The 17,748-nt window shown below is 59.9% G+C and carries 16 protein-coding genes and 1 pseudogene; 11 read left to right on the forward strand and 6 right to left on the reverse strand.

Annotated elements, in window-relative coordinates; all coding sequences use genetic code 11:
* Window positions 1-341 precede the first annotated feature (341 nt).
* A complete protein-coding gene (locus RHEC894_RS31630) occupies window positions 342-2,921 on the reverse strand; it encodes a bifunctional diguanylate cyclase/phosphodiesterase (RefSeq protein ID WP_089152763.1) in 2,580 nt (859 codons plus the stop codon).
* A gap of 768 nt (window positions 2,922-3,689) precedes the next feature.
* On the opposite strand from RHEC894_RS31630, the gene RHEC894_RS33220 reads away from it, so the two are divergent.
* The 8 genes from RHEC894_RS33220 to RHEC894_RS31665 all read left to right on the forward strand — a co-directional run bounded on the left by RHEC894_RS33220 (window position 3,690) and on the right by RHEC894_RS31665 (window position 11,213).
* On the forward strand, window positions 3,690-3,827 hold the full coding sequence (locus RHEC894_RS33220) for a hypothetical protein (RefSeq protein ID WP_010067820.1): 138 nt from the start codon (window positions 3,690-3,692) through the stop codon (window positions 3,825-3,827).
* A gap of 10 nt (window positions 3,828-3,837) precedes the next feature.
* Window positions 3,838-5,940, forward strand: coding sequence for an EAL domain-containing protein (locus RHEC894_RS31635; RefSeq protein WP_085740550.1), 2,103 nt, complete (start codon window positions 3,838-3,840; stop codon window positions 5,938-5,940).
* Window positions 5,941-6,005: 65 nt separating this feature from the next.
* Window positions 6,006-7,256, forward strand: a complete 1,251-nt coding sequence (locus RHEC894_RS31640) for an ABC transporter substrate-binding protein (protein ID WP_085740551.1) — start codon at window positions 6,006-6,008, stop codon at window positions 7,254-7,256.
* Window positions 7,257-7,425: 169 nt separating this feature from the next.
* A complete protein-coding gene (locus RHEC894_RS31645) occupies window positions 7,426-7,806 on the forward strand; it encodes a carboxymuconolactone decarboxylase family protein (RefSeq protein WP_085740552.1) in 381 nt (126 codons plus the stop codon).
* 310 nt (window positions 7,807-8,116) lie between these two features.
* Window positions 8,117-9,481: a TadE/TadG family type IV pilus assembly protein gene (locus RHEC894_RS31650; RefSeq protein ID WP_085740553.1), complete on the forward strand. Its 1,365-nt coding sequence runs from the start codon at window positions 8,117-8,119 to the stop codon at window positions 9,479-9,481.
* Window positions 9,478-10,008 (forward strand): TadE/TadG family type IV pilus assembly protein, encoded by a 531-nt coding sequence (locus RHEC894_RS31655; protein ID WP_010067604.1) that lies wholly within the window; start codon window positions 9,478-9,480, stop codon window positions 10,006-10,008. Before RHEC894_RS31650 ends, RHEC894_RS31655 begins: the two co-directional genes overlap by 4 nt.
* Before the next feature lies 1 nt (window position 10,009).
* A complete protein-coding gene (locus RHEC894_RS31660; RefSeq protein ID WP_085740554.1) occupies window positions 10,010-10,594 on the forward strand; it encodes a TadE/TadG family type IV pilus assembly protein in 585 nt (194 codons plus the stop codon).
* 97 nt (window positions 10,595-10,691) lie between these two features.
* The gene (locus RHEC894_RS31665) at window positions 10,692-11,213 is read left to right on the forward strand and encodes a hypothetical protein (RefSeq protein WP_085740664.1); all 522 of its coding nucleotides are present in this window, start codon (window positions 10,692-10,694) and stop codon (window positions 11,211-11,213) included.
* Window positions 11,214-11,273: 60 nt separating this feature from the next.
* Here the strand turns inward: RHEC894_RS31665 and RHEC894_RS31670 are convergent, their stop codons facing one another.
* Together RHEC894_RS31670 and RHEC894_RS31675 are read right to left on the reverse strand one after the other, a co-directional pair.
* Window positions 11,274-12,113 (reverse strand): hypothetical protein, encoded by an 840-nt coding sequence (locus RHEC894_RS31670; protein ID WP_085740665.1) that lies wholly within the window; start codon window positions 12,111-12,113, stop codon window positions 11,274-11,276.
* A gap of 108 nt (window positions 12,114-12,221) precedes the next feature.
* Window positions 12,222-13,274 carry a proline racemase family protein gene (locus RHEC894_RS31675; protein ID WP_085740555.1) on the reverse strand — a complete coding sequence of 351 codons (1,053 nt, stop codon included), beginning with the start codon at window positions 13,272-13,274 and terminating at the stop codon, window positions 12,222-12,224.
* A gap of 261 nt (window positions 13,275-13,535) precedes the next feature.
* Between RHEC894_RS31675 and RHEC894_RS31680 the strand changes: the two genes are divergently transcribed.
* Complete coding sequence (locus RHEC894_RS31680) at window positions 13,536-14,537, forward strand: Ldh family oxidoreductase (protein WP_085740556.1); 1,002 nt, start codon at window positions 13,536-13,538, stop codon at window positions 14,535-14,537.
* A 27-nt stretch (window positions 14,538-14,564) separates the two neighbouring features.
* On the opposite strand, the gene RHEC894_RS31685 is transcribed toward RHEC894_RS31680, so the two are convergent.
* Both RHEC894_RS31685 and RHEC894_RS33865 read right to left on the reverse strand, forming a co-directional pair.
* The gene (locus tag RHEC894_RS31685; RefSeq protein ID WP_010066932.1) at window positions 14,565-15,242 is read right to left on the reverse strand and encodes a GntR family transcriptional regulator; all 678 of its coding nucleotides are present in this window, start codon (window positions 15,240-15,242) and stop codon (window positions 14,565-14,567) included.
* Between the two features lie 89 nt (window positions 15,243-15,331).
* Window positions 15,332-15,421: pseudogene (locus RHEC894_RS33865) on the reverse strand (short-chain dehydrogenase); the annotation flags it as partial.
* A gap of 198 nt (window positions 15,422-15,619) precedes the next feature.
* Here RHEC894_RS33865 and RHEC894_RS31690 point away from each other — a divergent pair.
* Together RHEC894_RS31690 and RHEC894_RS31695 are read left to right on the forward strand one after the other, a co-directional pair.
* The gene (locus tag RHEC894_RS31690) at window positions 15,620-16,339 is read left to right on the forward strand and encodes a GntR family transcriptional regulator (protein WP_085740557.1); all 720 of its coding nucleotides are present in this window, start codon (window positions 15,620-15,622) and stop codon (window positions 16,337-16,339) included.
* A gap of 4 nt (window positions 16,340-16,343) precedes the next feature.
* Window positions 16,344-17,129 (forward strand): pyrroline-5-carboxylate reductase, encoded by a 786-nt coding sequence (locus RHEC894_RS31695; RefSeq protein ID WP_085740558.1) that lies wholly within the window; start codon window positions 16,344-16,346, stop codon window positions 17,127-17,129.
* Here the strand turns inward: RHEC894_RS31695 and RHEC894_RS31700 are convergent.
* Window positions 17,126-17,674 (reverse strand): cupin domain-containing protein, encoded by a 549-nt coding sequence (locus RHEC894_RS31700; RefSeq protein WP_010064194.1) that lies wholly within the window; start codon window positions 17,672-17,674, stop codon window positions 17,126-17,128. The genes RHEC894_RS31695 and RHEC894_RS31700 overlap by 4 nt on opposite strands.
* Window positions 17,675-17,748: the final 74 nt, after the last annotated feature.

Consider the following 17,748-nt stretch of genomic DNA (forward strand, 5'->3'; position numbering starts at 1 on the left):
GATAGGAAACGCTCATGTCTCCGGATCCGATGGCTTAAAGGGATGCGGCCTATTTCATGCCGATCGCCCGGAACATCCTCGCTATTCATTGGAGCGAGTTGCCTGTGTTCGTGAGGCCATAAACACCGCCTCAGCCTTAACAAATTCCTATTTTTGCGCTGGCCGGAATTCCCATGACAGCTTTACTGCGCCAAGTGGATAGGGCTGCGACAATCGCACATTTTCAGATCGCGGCGCCATCGGCTCCTGCCGCTCGGCAAACGCTCTCGGCCGAGCGCCGCAGATTTCGCAGCCTCGTGCAGGGCAGCAACCGCGCCTGTATCATCATTTTCCAGCGGCGTTCATCCGCAGGACCGCGTCTCGCCCGGGCAAGACCCCGTCTCGCCCGGGTTGGCACCGCTCGCAGCGGAGCGCAGGCACAGGGCGATGATGTCGGCCTTGGGCACGGCTTTACTGTAGAGGAACCCCTGCGCCGAACCGCATCCATTGGCCGCCAGGAAAGCTGCCTGCTCGGCGGTTTCGACGCCCTCTGCCACCACGCTCTGTCCAAGACAGCGCGCGATGGACAGGATCGCCTTGACCAGCTCCTCGTTGCGTCTGTCAGTACTGTTGATGAACGATCGGTCGATCTTCAGCGTATCAATCGGAAAGCGCGCCAGATAATTCAGCGCCGAATAGCCGGTGCCGAAATCATCGATGGCGATCGAAAATCCCATGCTTCGAAGTTCGGAGAGCGCCTGCAGCGTTTCATTCTTCTGATCGAGCAGAAGGCTTTCGGTTATTTCGATCTCGATCCATTCCGCGCGGCAGCCGGTTTCGTCGAGAATTTCGGCGATCGACTTTACCAGTCCGGCAGACTGGAACTGCTTGACCGAGAGATTGATCGCCACCTTGTGCGGTGAGCGGCTGTCGGCGTTCAACTCGGTCGCCGTCTGGCATGCCTCGCGCAGCACCCACCGCCCGAGTTCCACGATCAGCCCCGTGTCTTCGGCGACCGGAATGAAACGGGCGGGAGGAATCATGCCCATTTCAGGGTGACGCCATCTCAGCAAGGCTTCGGAGCCGACCATGGCACCGTTCTCCAGAAGCACCTTCGGCTGATAGTGCAATTCCAGTTCCTGGCGCTCGATGGCGCGGCGCAATTCCGACTCCAGCCGCATGCGTTCCTCGGCGCTCGCGGTCAGATCCTTCGAATAGAAGCGGAAACTGTTTCGTCCGGAGCGTTTGGCGAGATACATCGCCGAATCGGCGTATTTCACCAGGTCGTTGGCGTCCGCGCTGTCATCGGGATAGAGCGCGATGCCGACGCTGCATGAAATGAAGACTTCCTGGCCGTCCAGCAGGAAATTTTCCCTGAATTTTTCAAGGATGTTGCTGGCGATCCGGCCGAGATCGTCGCCTTGCCGCAGCTCCGGCAGCAGGATCGCGAATTCGTCGCCGCCGAGACGGGCGACGGTATCGTAGTCGCGCACACTGGCATTGAGGCGTGCGGCCGCCTGGCAGAGCAATTGATCGCCGACGGGATGCCCCATCGTGTCGTTGACCACCTTGAAATGGTCGATATCGATCAGCATCACCCCGGCCCGCTGGCCTCGCGATCCGGCCGAGGGGATCATCTGCCGCAGCCGATCGTTGAACAGCGATCGGTTCGGCAGCGAGGTCAGAGGATCGTAAAAGGCCATCTGGTGGATTTTCTGGCGCGAGACGTTCAGTTCGGTCACGTCGCGCGCCACGCCGAGAACGCCGACGACGTCTCCCGCTGCATCGATAATCGGCACCTTGCGTGTTTCAAGAAGAACAGATTCACCCTTCTCCTTGGAAACGACCCATTCCTCGTCGCTGACAATGCACTTTCCCGCCTCGATCGCCGCCTTGTCCGATTCCCGAAAATACCGAGCCCTTTCTATATCGAACAGCTCGAAATCCGTTTTTCCGACAACGTCCGCTTCGGCCAATCCGGTCAACCGTTCGAAGGCGTGGTTGCACATCACATGGACCCCGTCCATGTCCTTGACCCAGACCATATCGGGCATGGTCTGGAGCACACTCAGCAACTGCGTCCGCACGGAATTGATGGCATCCTCGGCTTGTTTTCGCTCGGTGATATCTCGCGAGAATGCCAGGAGCGTGGTGGCCGCCGCCGGATCGGCGCTCGGCCGCTTGGCTATGGACAACTCGAACCATCGCGTCTCGCCGTTCGGCAGGGAGATGCAAATGCATCGTCCGTAGGCCACTCCCTCTCTGCAGGCCTCGCTCAGAGCCGCCATCGCGATGGCCGCCTGATCGGGCGCAAGAACGTCGTTGACCGTCCTGCCGAGCAGCATCTCCTTCTGCTGGGCCAGCAGTTCGGGGTTTCGCGTCCAGACCTGCAGATAGCGGCCGTCCTCATCCGCTTCGAACAGAACGTCCGGAATAGCAGTGATAATCCCTTCTGCGAATTCGAGCGCATTCTTGAGATCCCGCTGCACCTGCGTGTGCTCGGTGATGTCGACGACGGCGCCGATCAGGCCAGCCGGGCCACCGTTTTCCCCGGTCAAAACCACCTTGTTGATGGCGACGTCCCGAACGGCCCCATTCGCCGTGGTAAACTTCCTTTCGGTATACTGGGCTCCACCCCTTTGGAGGAGCGCCTCATTCTCAGCGAAATAGAATTCGGCCAGATGTTTCGGATGAAGATCGAAATCGGTTTTCCCGATAATTTCGTCGCGTGCGAGACCAACGAAGTCTTCGAAAGCCTTGTTGCAGCCGATATAACGGCCATGCGTGTTCTTGTAGAATATGGGGAGGGGACATACGCCGAGCAAGACTTCCGGAAGGGCCTGCCGGGCGACAGCGGCGTCTTGATGCTGCGCTCCATCCCGCTCGCGGCCTTGCATGAAAAGCGCCGGCTGCTGGAGCGATTGGGACGACGACTTCGTCATGGATATCCTCACCATGCGTACCGGCCGGATGCGTCATTCATCCGACCGCGAATTCTCTAGGAAAGCCACCCAAGTCATTTGAGGCGCAAACTGATGAAGATGTGACCGCAAGAGCGCCGGGCCGCTGCAACCGCAGCACGTCACTCAGACCTGAATAATGCGGCCAGAAAATTAAGAGATCGCTGCGTCCTCCTGCAGCGCGTCACATTCGACGCGCGATCCGGATCAAACCGCGCGATTTGGATATTGCGGACTTGCCCCGCCAGGGTTTCACCACTGGCCCGGAAAGGGACATCGCTTTTATCCGGAATCCGAACAGCGTGGCCAATTTACGATGTTTTCGTGCGTGTTTTCTCGCAAGAATCTGGTTTTGTTAGTTTTTCACGAAGGCGTTTACGCTTCTGAAACCAGACTGTCCGCAGTTTTCAACCCATTCGAACGAGGTGCTGCCCGTATCTCTCCGCCATGAAGACGGGTTGCGGGACAAGACGGAACAGGCGCTGCTCATCAATGCAGATGGCATGCGCTCAGAGGGGAAAATGTTCAATAATTCGCATGCACATGGCAGCAGTTTTTCTCGATGTGGCGCAGACGGCGCGCGCCGGCCCGGCGCGACAGACCGGAATATCCCTGTCGCCTCGAATTATTGACGCACGGAGCCGTATCGCTCCGGGAGCCTCCCAACAGTTTTTGCCTGCGAGCGATGACGTGAGGCCTTGCATTTTCCGGCGCGAACTCAGGCCATGAGGGCCGATCCTCCGATAAATCATGGTGACGCCGCCGTCCGGCGCAAACCCGACGGCTTCAAACAGCGGGCTCCAGCAGCAAGAAATTCAAGCCGTATTTGAAAACGGGCTGAACAGCCTGTGGGCCGAAGGCAGCTCGGCCAATTTATACTTTTCCTGATGGAGCGCGAATGGGGGTTGGTTCGGATTTGGAAAACACGGTGACGCCATCAGGCGAGTCCCATTCCTCCGTGGCGAAATATATCCGCTCCATCGGGCGCCATTACGTGCTTGCGGTTGTCGTCATGACGGTTCTCATCGGGGCAACCTTCCTGACGGTCAAGGTGGCACTCGATCGTCATTCCCTGCAGCAGAACATCAGCTATCTGATCGGCCGCCAGTTCATTCGCTTCCAGCAGCTTGGTAATCAGACGCGAGCGATCATGCGCGCTTCCGCCGACCCGAATATGCCGGAATATATCGTCAGGCCGATGGTCGAGGACGTTCAGACGGCGATCAATGACATCCGCGCCATGAGTGTACAGCTGAACGAGCTGAACGATGAGGTCGAGGCAAATTTTCTCGAACGGCTGAACGGCCGGGATGCGGCATCTGAAAAACTGCGCGTGGAACTCGACGGACGGCTGGAGGATTTCCTTGAAAGGGCCGAACGCGTCGTGTCCGCGAAATTGCTGGATCGGCGGGAGCGATACAGCTTCTGGGGACCGATCGACTTCGCCGTTTCATCCGACAGCATGCTCATGCGTCAGTTCGGCGCCTTGATCGAGAGTGCGCATGACCGGAGCGATATGAGCATCGATCACACCCGCCTGATCAGCGCGGTTCTCCTCAGCCTGACCGCAGCCACACTCATCCTGGCCACTCTCATCCTTTTCATACCGCTCCTCGTCAAGCTGCGCACCGAGCACCGGCGAACCCTCGATTTCGAGATCAAGCTGACCCACCTGGCCCATACCGACACGCTGACAGGCCTCGGCAACCGATCGTCGTTCAATGAGGCGCTGAACGGACTGTTTGCTTCCCTTGAGCGGACGGGCGCCGGCTTTTCGATGCTGCTGGTCGATCTCGACCACTTCAAGGCTACCAACGACAGTTTTGGCCATCCGGCAGGCGACGCGGTTCTCAGCCACGTCGCCAGCGCGTTGCAGAAGACTTTTCGCGCCGGCGACATAGTTGCGCGGCTTGGCGGTGACGAATTTGCTGCTCTGCTTCCCGGAATTTCGGATGCGGCAACGCTTGAGGGGATCGCCGAGCGCGCAGTCGCTGCCATTGCAACGGAATGTCATTTCGAGGGCCGGCTGCTGCCGGTTTCGGCCAGTCTCGGCGGCGCGCTCGTACCAGGCCATGCGTCGGACGAAGCCGCACTCATGCGCACTGCAGATCTGGCGCTTTATGCCGCCAAGGCCAGGCGGAACACCGCCGTCATCTTCGACGAAGCATCCTTCGCCCAGCGGCTGGAGCAGAACCGGCTTGCCGCAGCGCTCGCAGTCGCCGCCGACCGTGACGAGTTCGTCGTCTATTACCAGCAGAAGGTCAACCTGCAGACCGGCGAGCATCTCGGCTTCGAGGCACTGGTGCGCTGGCGCCACCCCCAGCTCGGCATTCTGCCGCCCGGCCGCTTCCTGCCGCTCATGGAAGGCCATCTCATCCAAAGCATGACGCGCTGTATCGTCAATACGGTCGCTCGCGATCTCAAGACGTGGAAGACAGCAGGGTTCAGGGCCGGGTCGGTTGCCATCAATCTGCCGGAAGCCCTGCTGGTCGGCGACGATGGTTACACCCTCATCGCTGCGGCGGTGGAAGCGAACGACCTCGACTGGCTCGATTTTGCCATCGAAGTCACGGAAGACGTCTTTCTCAATCGCGGCGCCAATCAGATCGCCGAGACCATTTCGCGTTTCCGCGGGCGTGGAGTGTCGGTCTCGCTCGACGATTTCGGCACCGGCTTTGCGTCGCTCGTGCACCTGCGCGACTTCCCCTTCGACGAACTCAAGATCGACCGCAGCTTCGTGGCCGAAATCGGCAAGGATGTTCGCTCCGAGCAGATCATCCGGGCGATCATCGATCTCGCCCGCAACCTCGGCAAGCGATGCGTCGCGGAAGGCATCGAGGAGGAGAGCCAGCGTCATTTCCTCTTGAATGCCGGCTGCGAGATCGGCCAAGGCTATCTCTACGCCAAGCCGGAACCAGCGTCCGTTGCAGTCGAACGACTGGCGTCCGGGTCCATTGCCGTGCGCAAGGTCCCCAAGCAGATCACCCAGATTGCAAGCTGAAAGCGATACTGAAAGCCCATCGAGACTCGGTGAGGCAAGGCACATCAAATGAAAGAGGGTGGCGAATGAAACAAAGAATAATGTGGGCGTGGCTTGCGGCGGCCCTGGTGACCACGGGTCCGGGGGCAAAAGCTTTCGCGGGAGAGGGCATGGCAGTGGATGTCGTGCATTTCTGGGTCTCGAAAAGTGAGGCTGCGGCGCTCGACGTTTTCCGTAAGGCTTGGACGGCTACCGGCAACCAGTGGGTCGACATGCCGGCAGAAAACAAGGTCGCCGTCCAGCGGGTCGTGAGCGATCGCATCGCCAACGGATATGCACCGGCAGTGATGCAGTGGAATGCAAACGAGGGATCGCGCGAACTGCCGGAAATGGGCATCGTGCAGGATATAGATGACGTCGCGCAGGCGGATCATTGGCAGGACGTCCTTCCTGCCACGGTTCTTGACCGGATTTCCTACAAGGGAAAGGTCTATTTCGCGCCGACCAATATCCATGCGGAAAACTGGCTCTGGACAAGCAAGGCGGCACTGGCAGACGCCGGCGTGAAGACGCCGCAGTCCTGGGACGAGCTCTTCGACGCGGCCGAAAAAATCAAGGCGACAGGACGTCTGCCGATCGCGCTCGGCGGCTCGCGGTGGGAAGTGTCGCTCATCTTCAACGACATCGTCTATCACAAGTTCGGACCAGAGGGTTACGCCCGTCTCATGAGCGGCGATGCCGCCCTGGTGCAGGACCCGCGCATGATCGAAGCTCTGGAACTGTTGTTGCGCCTGTCCAACTATGTGGAGCCGATCGAGCAGCGCAAGGACAAGACATGGGCCGATGCCACGGCGGCGGTGGGCCAGGGCAAGGCCGGCATGCAGTTCATGGGAGACTGGGCCAAGGGCGAACTTGTGGCGCGCGGCTACAGCGTCGACAAGGATTTCGATTGCAGCCTCGTTCCCGGCACGTCCATCGCCTATTTCATGGTGATTGATGCCTTTGCCTTTCCGCTGACCAATCGGGACGGCACGGCAGAAGCTCAGCAGGCTTTCGCCCGCATGGTGCTCGACCGCGACAATCAGGTCGCATTCAGCCGGATCAAGGGGTCCTTGCCGGTACGCACCGATGTCGATCCGTCCGGACTCGATCGTTGCGGCAAGCTTGGGCTGGAGATGATCAAGGCCAAGAAGGGCGAAGTCAGCGCCCAATCCCAGGCCATGCCGGCCCAGATGTCGGAGGGCTGGATCGCCGTGGTGGGCGACTTTTTCAACAACAGAGACATGTCGCCGCAAGAGGTTCAGAAACGCCTGCACGACCTGCTGATGCAGCGCTGAGCGTGAATTGCCGCCGATGCGCTTCGAAAGCGGTCCAGCCGGATACGGATGAAGGCTGGCGCTCCCTCGCCGCCAGATCGGCTTCATTGAGGCCGGGGGATATCATCGCCGTGGAAATCCCGGCTATAGGTGTTCCCAGCAATCCCGTCGTCAATGAAGGAGACTTGTAATGTCGCAAGAAATGTTCGAACGCGGCCTGGCGATCCGCAAGGAAGTTCTCGGCGCCGACTATGTGGAGAAGGCGCTTGGTGCAGCCGACGATTTCAACCGGGACTTTCAGAACCTCGTAACCGAATATTGCTGGGGTGCCGGCTGGGGGCGATCTGCCCTCACCCGCCGCGACAAAAGTCTTCTGAATCTCGTCATGCTTGGCGCCTTGAACCGGAGCCACGAGTTCAAGCTGCACGTGAAGGGCGCTCTGACGAACGGTTGCAGCCGCGAAGAAATCAAGGATACGCTGATGCAGCTCGCCATCTATGCCGGCATCCCCGCCGGCGTGGAAGCCTTCCGGCTTGCGCGCGAAGTCTTTGCCGAAGTCGACAAGGCCTGATATCCATTCTTTCGTCGGCAGATCGGTTGCGTTATTCCATCAGCACGATAATCCGCGGCTCAACCGCGGGTTTATCCTATGGAAAGCTTGCTCCTGCTTCGAAAGAGAACGGCAGATCGCTGCTACACGCGCGCCATGCCGGCGACGCGGCCTTGCGAATATCCATAATTCGCAAACATATCCAATACACGCACCAAACGGCGCACCTGCGTCCCGTTTTTGCCAGAACTGGCAAGAATTAACAAAGACTTAAGCGTCTTTAACACATCTTGCCCCTACTGTTTTTCATGTTTTGGGCAGCGGTGTTTTATTGAAGTCGGTTTTTTCATATTCATTCGGCCGGGCCTTCGCAGCCCTTCGCGGTCTTAGACGGGACAGAACCGGCAACGTCGGGATCATCGTCGCTCTCAGCCTGGTGCCGATGCTCGTCGCAGTCGGCGCGAGCTTCGACTATATTCGCAGCTACAATGTCCGCCAGAAGATGCAGAGCGACCTCGATGCGGCGCTGATCGCCGCAGTCAAGCAGATCAACAACACCGGAGACACCGACGCCCTCAAGCTCAAGGTCACCGACTGGTTCCATGCTCAGGTGGAAAACAGCTACACGCTTGGCGAAATCGACATCGATACCACCAACCACAACATCACGGCGACGGCGAGCGGCACCGTTCCGACGACCTTCATGAAAATTGCCAATATCGATACCGTTCCGGTCAGCGTGGCAAGCGCCGTCAAGGGACCCGCGACCTCCTATCTCAATGTCTATATCGTCATCGACACGTCCCCGTCGATGCTCCTGGCGGCAACGACGGCAGGTCAGGCGACCATGTATTCCGGCATCGGCTGTCAATTCGCCTGCCACACCGGCGATTCGCACAAGGTCGGCAATAAGACATATGCCAACAACTATGAATACAGCACGGCAAAGAGCATCAAGCTGCGCGCCGATGTCGCCGGCGACGCGGTCAAGGACGTGCTCAGCCTGATTGACACATCCGACAAGAATCACGAACGGATCAAGGTCGGGCTCTATAGTCTGGGCGATACGCTGACGGAGGTTCTCGCCCCGACGCTGAGCACGGACACGGCGCGCACCCGCCTCACCACCGCAAGCTATGGCCTCACCAGCGCGACCTCGACGGCCGCCACCTATTTCGACGTTTCGCTCGCCACGCTCAAGCAGAAAGTCGGCGCCGGAGGGGATGGAACCACCTCAGCGTCGCCGCTCAAGCTGGTACTTCTGCTGACGGACGGCGTCCAGTCAAAGCGCGAATGGGTGACCGACAGCGTCGTATGGAAGAACAACCAGGCGATCTCTGGGGCATACTGGAATAAAGTCGCGCCGCTCAACCCCGATTGGTGCGGCTATCTGAAAAATCAATCCAATACGATGGCCGTGCTTTACACCGAATATCTGCCGATCACCACGGACTGGGGTTACAACGCAACTGTCGGCTCGACCATGGCGAGCGCCAACTGGAAGAACACCTGGGGCGGCACGATGGATAGCGGCGTATCGACCAGCATTACGCGGCGGGATTACATCCCCTATGCACTTGCCGACTGCGCATCGTCCAAGAGCCTGTTCCTGTCGGCATCCTCATCGACCGAGATCACCGCAGGCCTGTCGACGCTTTTCACCCAATATCTCTCTGCCGTTCGGTTGACCCAATGACGCGGAAAAAAATCTTCGCACCGCTGCGCCGTCTGGTCGGCGACCACAAGGGGGCTGCCGCGATCGAATTTGCGATCCTGGCCCTGCCGCTCTTCATCATTCTATTCGGCATTATCGAAGTGTCGCTGATGTTTTTCGTCAACTCCGCACTGGACGCTTCGGTTCACAAGATTTCCCGGATGATCCGCACTGGCGAGGTGGCGTCCTCCAAAATCACGCTGGCCGGTTTCAAGGCCAAGATATGCGACGACATGCTTCTGACGTTCGACTGCTCCAGCGGTCTCGTCGTCAAGGTGAACGTGCTTTCCGACATGTCCTCCGCTGCCAGCACGGATCCCATCGACAACAGTGGCAAACTCACCGTCACCGAGACTTATGATATTGGCAAGGGCAGCGACTACATCCTGGTTCAGGCGTTCCTGCCGTGGACTGCGGTCGCCAATTTCCTCAGCCTGTCGAACGCCAAGCTTTCCGACGGCCGCTACCTGCTTGGATCTGCCGCTCTGTTCCGCAACGAGCCCTTCTGACATGACCAAGAAATCGAGCCGGTCCCTTTTCCGCTTTGCGCGGTCGCGCATCCGGCATATCGCGCGCGACCGATCGGCTGCTTCGGGTGTCGAATTCGCACTCGTGCTGCCGATCCTGCTGATGCTGCTGTTCGGCACCGTCGATCTCGGCCATGCGCTGACGGTCAGCCGAAAGATCGACGAGATCGCCTCGTCCACCGGCGACATGATAGCCCAGCAGAGCTCCTGGACGAAAACCGACGTCGCCAAGCTTCTTTCCGGCGCCAGCTTCATCCTGCAGCCTTATGACACCAGCAAGCTGACGATCACGGTTGCGGTCAACGATGTCAATGCGAGCGGCAGTGCGACCGTCAACTGGTCTGCCGCGCTCAACACCACGGCGCTGAATTCCGGCACCGCGAGCGCGGTCACCATCCCCTCGACAATCAAGGAAACCGGCGTGCAGGTCGTGCTGACCCGTGTACAATACACGTTGACGACGCCGGTCTCGGAGTTTTTCTCAAGCTTCACCGGACAGAACGGCTATAGCTTCGATCGCTACTTTTTCAATCGCCCGAGAGTCAGCGACACGATCAAATACAATTGAGCAGCAGGTTCTTTAGCGGCCCCGTGGCAGTTGTCGCCAGGCGGACAATGGTGCATTGCCTCAGCCGATTAAAGGACCGGCGACAAGAGGTATGGAAATGACGGCAAGAAGAGTTTGCGGCGGTATGGGACGTTTGCAGATCATTGCGGCGACCGCTGTGGCGGCCGCGCTATATTCGCCAGCCCCAGCCGGTGCGGCGCCGGCCGCGCTTCGATGGTCGCAGGATCCGGGCAGCCGCTGCAAATTTGTAGCACCGGCCTCACTGACCAGCGGCCCCACCTTCTGGATTGGCGCCTGTATCGGGGGAAAAGCGTCAGGGGAAGGAATGCTGCGCCGCCGGGACGGCGACAAGGCCGGAGCAGCCTTCTTCGGCAGGATGAAGGACGGCGTTCCCGAGATCGGTGTCGTCGATCTGCCTGAGGGATTTAGGGCCGGCAGTTTCAGCGACGGCGACATCGGCGCGCAAGCCGAGACTGAGCCGCAGGATAGGATCAATGCCTTTCGCATCGCGGCCGAAGCAGCGCGGCTGGTCAGCGCCCAATATGCCGCCGAGAAGAATGCGGGATCTGCCCGCCACTATGAAGAGTTAGCCAAGACATTGGAGCAGCAGACGGATTGAAGCGGCGTTCAGTGATCATGGGGGAAGGCAGGCAAAAGTCCCGGCGCGAGATTGCGTCACTCAGCCGCCGAGCCTGACGATGCCGTAGGGATTGAATTTGAACTCGTCAACTTCGTAAGTGGAATTGAAGGAGAGCTTTGCCCGGCGCGCCTTCAGCGTCGGCTCGAGGCCCTGCCTGGCGATCTCGTCGGCGACCGCATCCATGATGGCAACGACCTGCCTTTCGCTGCCCATCGCCGCGGGCACATAGACGTCGGGCAGGCCGACGAGGTGGAACCCGACGCTTTCCAGATATCCTTTCGCCGAGAGCGGCCGCTTGGCGAAGGCCAGCCGGCCGATCCGCTGCTCGGCGAGCGCATCGGCTGCCTTCTCAGCCTCGGCTCCCTGCCGGATCAGCTCCCGCCAGCGATCGAGCCCATGCGCGATGCCGGCGCTTTCGCCCTTCACCGCAACCGCTCCCGCAGCGATCAGCCGTTCGACGAAGCGCAGCGCCAGCATCGAAACCTTCATCGTCTCGGCCTGCGCCATGCTCGGCCCGAGAACATAGAGCACGGATTGATGACCGGCGACGGCCTCCTCGTCCGCCTCGTTCCAGGCATCCGGTTCGACACGGTCCCAGCAGACATCGAACGACCGGCTCATGCGGTCGTCCGGCTCGGCCTGCGAATATTCCTCGTCAATGCTGAATCCGGTGGCGAAGTCACGAATCGCCTGCGCTGCCGCTTGCGACAGGCGGCTGAGGTCGCGGTCGCTACCGAGAAAACACAGGACATGCCGGGGCGTCACCGACGCGGCCTCGGCTTCAGTCACCGTTTCCGGGCTGGCTTCCCTCGCGAAAGACGGCTTCCAGCCGATGATGGCCCAAAGGGACCCCAAGAGCGCGCGACGCAGGATACGCAAGATCAATGCCTCCGTTCGGTCGAATATTTACAGCTTGCGCTTGTAAACATATGACGACCAAAACGAAAGCGAGATCATCGCCGCAGGCGACGCGCCGCGCGCCTTTCGTCAGGCCCAGATGTCGCCGGGGGTGAACCCTTCGGTAAAGGGATCGTCATTGTCGAGAACGAGGGTGTTCAAGCCGGAGATCCAGCTGGTGCCGGTCAGCGTCGGGACAACGGCGGCCTTGTCGCCGATCCTGGCTTCTTCGACCAGCCTGCCGGTGTAGATATTGCCGAGGATGCCCTGATGCCGGAAATCCTGATTGAGCGGCAATTCGCCCTTGGCATGCAGAACGGCCATCTTCGCGCAGGTGCCGGTGCCGCAGGGGCAGCGATCGAGCGCTCCCGTCCAGGTGGCGGGATCATCCCAGGAAAGATCGCCCGTGGCCATCGTCACCGTGTTCTTCCAGTCGGCGTTCGGATCATCCGTCGGACCCGACAGCTGTGAGATCGTAATACCGACGCCGGGATAATCGGGATGAGCAACCTGCAATTGTTCGATGGCCGCCTGCCTGATCATCGCCGAAACACGCGCGATCTCGCGCCCATGCGCCGGGATCAGTTCAAGGCCTTTGAACTGCCTGACGTCGGCGATGACATAGAACATGCCGCCCCAGCCGACATCGACCGTGACCTTTCCAAGATGCGGCACGTCGATGACGGCATCGAGATGGGCGGCAAATGCCGGCACATTCTTGAAGGTCACGCTCTTGACCTTGCCGTTCCGGCATTCGGCCTTGACGCGAATGAGCCCCGCCGGCGCCTCGAGCACCAGCTCGGTGACAGGCTCCTTCATAGGCAGCATGCCCATCTCCAGCAGAACCGTGACCACCGAGATGGTATTGCCGCCCGACATCATCGGATATTCGACCTGCTCCATGATGACATAACCGGCATCCGCTTCCGGATGACAAGGCGGCACGATGATGTTGCAGCAATGAGCGGGATAGCCGCGCGGCTCACGCAGCATCAGCTTGCGCAACTGGTCGTCATTGCTCTCCAGCCATTTCATCTTTTCATAGACGGAATTGCCGGGAATATGCGGAACGCCGCCCGTGATCACGCGCATTGGCGTGCCGGCGTGAGTATCGACCGCGTGAACCGTCCTTTTGAATCCCATTTCTGCTTCCTTCTCTATTCGATCGCGAGCTCGTGTTCGTGAAAGCGATGCCTGACGTCTCCGGCTTTCAGAAAACGCGTGTAATGCATATTGCCTTGTAATATCGTATACGATATCTGAAAATATAGACTCGTCAATCGGGGATAGCGAAAAATAGACATCTCTGTACATTTCGCCTGTCGACGTGTCCCCACTTTTGCTAAAGCCTCAGAACGGCCAGGACAGGTCGGTCGGCCAGGAGAGAAAAAGGAGGAGATCAAGATGTCGGATGAGGTCGTGTTCGATCTGGCGGAAGCCGAGAGTTTGGCGATGCGCGCCTGCCTGGCGGCAGGCGCCAGCCAAGCCACTGCCCGCTCCCTTGTGGACGCCACCTTGTCCGCCGCGCTCTATGGACCTGCCGTGCTCGGATTTCCGCACATGGTGGATTATCTCGACAGCTTCCGGGAAGGCCGCATCAACGGCGACCCGGCGCCGACATGCGAGCGTCCCTATCCCGCCTTCTTCGCCGCCGATGCCGATCGAGGCATCGCTCAGCTTGGCTTCGATCTGGCGTTCGACGATCTCGTGGCGGCGGCGCGCAATTTCGGGCTCGCGGTCTTCACGCAGACGAACAGCTATACGACAGGAGAACTGGGCTATTATGTTCGCAGGCTTGCCGGCGAAGGGATCGTCGGCATCGCCGCCACCAACGCCAATGCCATGGTGGTCGCGAAAGCGGGCGGTCCGGCCGTCTACAGCACAAACCCGATGGCCTTCGGCTTTCCGCTCGGCGAAGGGTCGCTGCCTCTCATCATCGACCAAGCCTCCAGCGCGACCGCCTATGTCAATATCGTCGCTGCCGCGGCCGAGGGGCGCGCCATCCCGGAGGGATGGGCCGTCGACGAAACCGGCAAGGATACCCGGGATGCGGCGAGAGCACTCGGCGGAGCGCTGCTCCCCTTCGGCGGGCGCAAGGGCGCCAATGTGGCGCTGATGGTGGAAATGCTGTCGGCCGGCCTGTCCGGAGGACCCTGGTCGTTGGACACGCCATCTTTCCGAGAGGGAAGCGCAAGCCCCGCTGTGGGATTGACCATCGTCGCGATGATGCCGGGGCGCACCGGCGATGGCCTTGTCGAACGCGCCCGCCGCCAGACTGACCGCCTTCAGAGCCACGGTGTATTCGTGCCCGGCGTCAGCGGCATCGCCTATCCAAGGCCGGCGACGGAAGGGCTGAAAGTGCCGCGCGCCGTATTCGAAGCGATCGTCAAGATCGCGGGCGCCTGATGGTTGCCACCATCGGCGCAATGACGCTCAGCGGGGCTTTTTTGCCGGAAGATGTTCGAGGAGCGATTGGCAGGCGCTCATGATGTGCGCATAGAGCAGCTCTGCCGCCTTTTCTTCGTCGCGCGCGCGGCACGCTTCGAGGATCTGCCGATGCTCTCGATCCGCCGTTTGCTTGCCATGCGACAGCGTCAACTGCACCCGGAGATAGCGTTCCAGCCGGTCATTGACGGAACGGATGGTGGTAACGAGAAATGGCCGCTGCGCATCCTCGTAGAGGCAGCTGTGGAATCGCCAGTTCAATTCCGACCACCGGGCAACATCCGTCTCCGCTGCGAAGGCGTCGCAATAGGCAAGCGCCTTTTCAAAGGTCTCTTCCGTCATATGCGGAATCGAGAGCTTGATGGCGTTCGATTCCAAGATCGCGCGCACCTCGAAGATCTGGGCGATCTCGGGCTCCGAAACGCTGGTCACGATCGCGCCCTTGTTGCGGTGGAATTCCACCAGACCTTCGGCCTCCAGCCGTTTGAGCGCCTCCCGCACCGGAATCTTGCTGACATTGAACAGCCGGGCGACATCGTCCTGGCGGATCGGCTCCCCTTCATCAAGCGAACCATCCGCGATGGAATCACGGATGAATTTCAAAATCACATCCGAAGCGGTGGGCGCCTTCCCGAGATTAGTCACCTGAGCGGTATTGAAAGGCATAGCCCAAGTTCCTTATGTCCGAGACGAAGCCCTGCCTGGGATATCGTAGACGATCTCATTCCTCAAGATCGATTGGCGTTTTCACCCAAGGCGATCGCCCGGCCAGAGCGGGTAGCGCCGGCCTCCAGCATCGGCGTGTGGATTTCGCCTGGGCAGACGGCATTGATACCAACCTTGTCGTCCAACCGGTTTCCGCGTCGATTGGTGCCGGCATCAAAGCGCGTTTTTCCATCCGTCCGCTTTGGCTGTTTCCGTTGTTTTATTGTCGGCCTCGTGTCGACTTGTCAACAGCGCGTCGACAAACCCGGGCGGAAACACTACAGTGCCGGCAGGCTGCTTTTCTGGCCTGGAATCCGCGTCGAGAGAAAGGGACTTAAGTGTCTGATGAACCGGAAGTGAAACGTATCCGCGGAACCGGCTGGAAAAACGTCTACGAGGCGCTTCGCAACGAGATCCTGTCGCTCGCTCTGCCGCCCGGTCAGATTCTCGACGAGATGACGCTTGCCGAACGTTTCGACATGTCGCGGTCGCCGGTCCGAGAGGCCCTGATCCGGCTCGGCGCCGACGAGCTGGTGGTGACGCTTTCGAACCGCAGCACGATCGTCGCCCCCATCGAAGTCGCGACCTTTCCGAAATATGTGGAAGCGCTCGACATCGCCCAGCGGATGAATACGCGGCTTGCCGCAGCCCTGAGGACAGAAGCCGACCTGAAGATCATCGCCAAACGGCTGAAATCATTCGAAGCGGCAGTCAAAACAGGCAATCATCTCGCCATGTCGGAGGCCAACAAGGAATTCCACATGGCAATCGCCCATGCCGGAAAAAACCAGTATCTCGCCTCGTTCTACGAAAAGCTGCTGTCGCAGGGTCAGCGCATGCTCCACCTGCACTTCGAATATCTGGAGCGAACTCACGAGGGCTATCTGCTGACCAACGAACACACTCTGATGCTCGATGCCATCAGGGATAAGAACGTCGAGCTCGCCGACGAACTCGCCCACGCCCATACACGCCAATTCCAGGACAATTTCATCAACTTCATGCGCGAGAACTACACGACGGATGTCGCGCTGGGGCCGTTGCGGGCCGCGGAGTAGCCACATGAGCGCCAAGAGCATTGGATTCGTCGGCACCGGCGCCATCACAGAAGCGATGGTTCGCGGGCTTCTGGCCGAACCGGCCTATATCAGCGAGATTCACGTTTCCCCGCGCAGCGCGCACATCTCCGAGACACTGGCAGCCGAGTTCGCCTCCGTGCGGATTGCCCACGACAATCAGGATGTCGTCGAGCGCAGCGATATGGTGTTTCTGGCGATACGGCCGCAAATCGCCGAGGAGGTCGTGCGGCAGCTTTCGTTCAGGAACGGCCAGATAGTCGTCAGCCTCGTTGCGGCGACCGAGCGACAGGCCCTGCTGGAGTGGATCGGCGCCGATGTCAATCTCGTTCAGGCCATCCCCCTGCCCTTCGTCGCAGACCGGCAGGGCGTGACTGCGGTCTATCCGCCGGATACGGCTGTCGCAGAGCTGTTCGATACGCTCGGAACGGCCGTGCAATGCCAGTCCAGGAAGGAATATGATCTTCTCGCAGCCGCAAGTGCCGTCATGTCGACCTATTTCGGCATCATGGAGTCGGTTGCCGGCTGGCTGGAAAAAAGCGGGCTCGAAAGGGCGAAGGGACAGGCCTATATCGCCCCGCTCTTCGCAAGCCTTGGGCAGAAGGCGAGCAGCGCCGGCGCCGCCGAGCCGTTCAGCGCATTGAGTCGGGAATTTGCGACCAAGGGCGGACTGAACGAGCAGGTCCTTTCGGACTTCGACAAGAAGGGCGGCATCGCCGCGCTGACCGCCGCACTCGATGGCGTCCTCGCCCGTATCGAGGGCAAAGACTAAAAAGTCGGCGGCGTGCAGGCGCTGATGACTTCGCAGGGCACCGGCCCGACGCAGCGGAAGCGGTGCGGGCGCCGGCTTTCGAAATAGTAGGCATCCCCCGGCCCAAGGATGCGCCGCTCGTCATCGACGGTCACCTCGAGCCTTCCCGCGAGGACGATCCCGCCCTCTTCTCCCTCGTGAACAAGCGGAATTTTTCCGGTGTCGGCACCGGGCTGGTAACATTCCTTGAGTATCTGCAGGCTGCGCCCGAACAAATTCTCCCCAACCTGCCTGTAGGAGATGGCGCCCTTGCCGATCTCCACCAGTTCTTCAGCCGCATAAAAGGCCTTCCTTGGACGCTCGGGCTCGAAGGCGAAGAATTCCGCCAGCCCGATGGGGATCCCGTCCAGAATTCGCTTCAAGGCCCCGACCGAGGGGTTGGAGGCGTTCGATTCGATCAGCGAAATCGTTGAATTGGGCACGCCCGTACGCTTGGCGAGTTCACGCTGGGAAAGCTTATGGGCGATCCGGAGATGGCGAAGGCGGCTGCCGATATCGACTGACATGACGCGATCCGTTTGTGTTGTTCATAATATCGAAAAGACTACTTTCTTGTCTGTTTAATTTCAATCACTTGCAC

The organism is Rhizobium sp. CIAT894, from assembly GCF_000172795.2.
Lineage (GTDB): Bacteria > Pseudomonadota > Alphaproteobacteria > Rhizobiales > Rhizobiaceae > Rhizobium.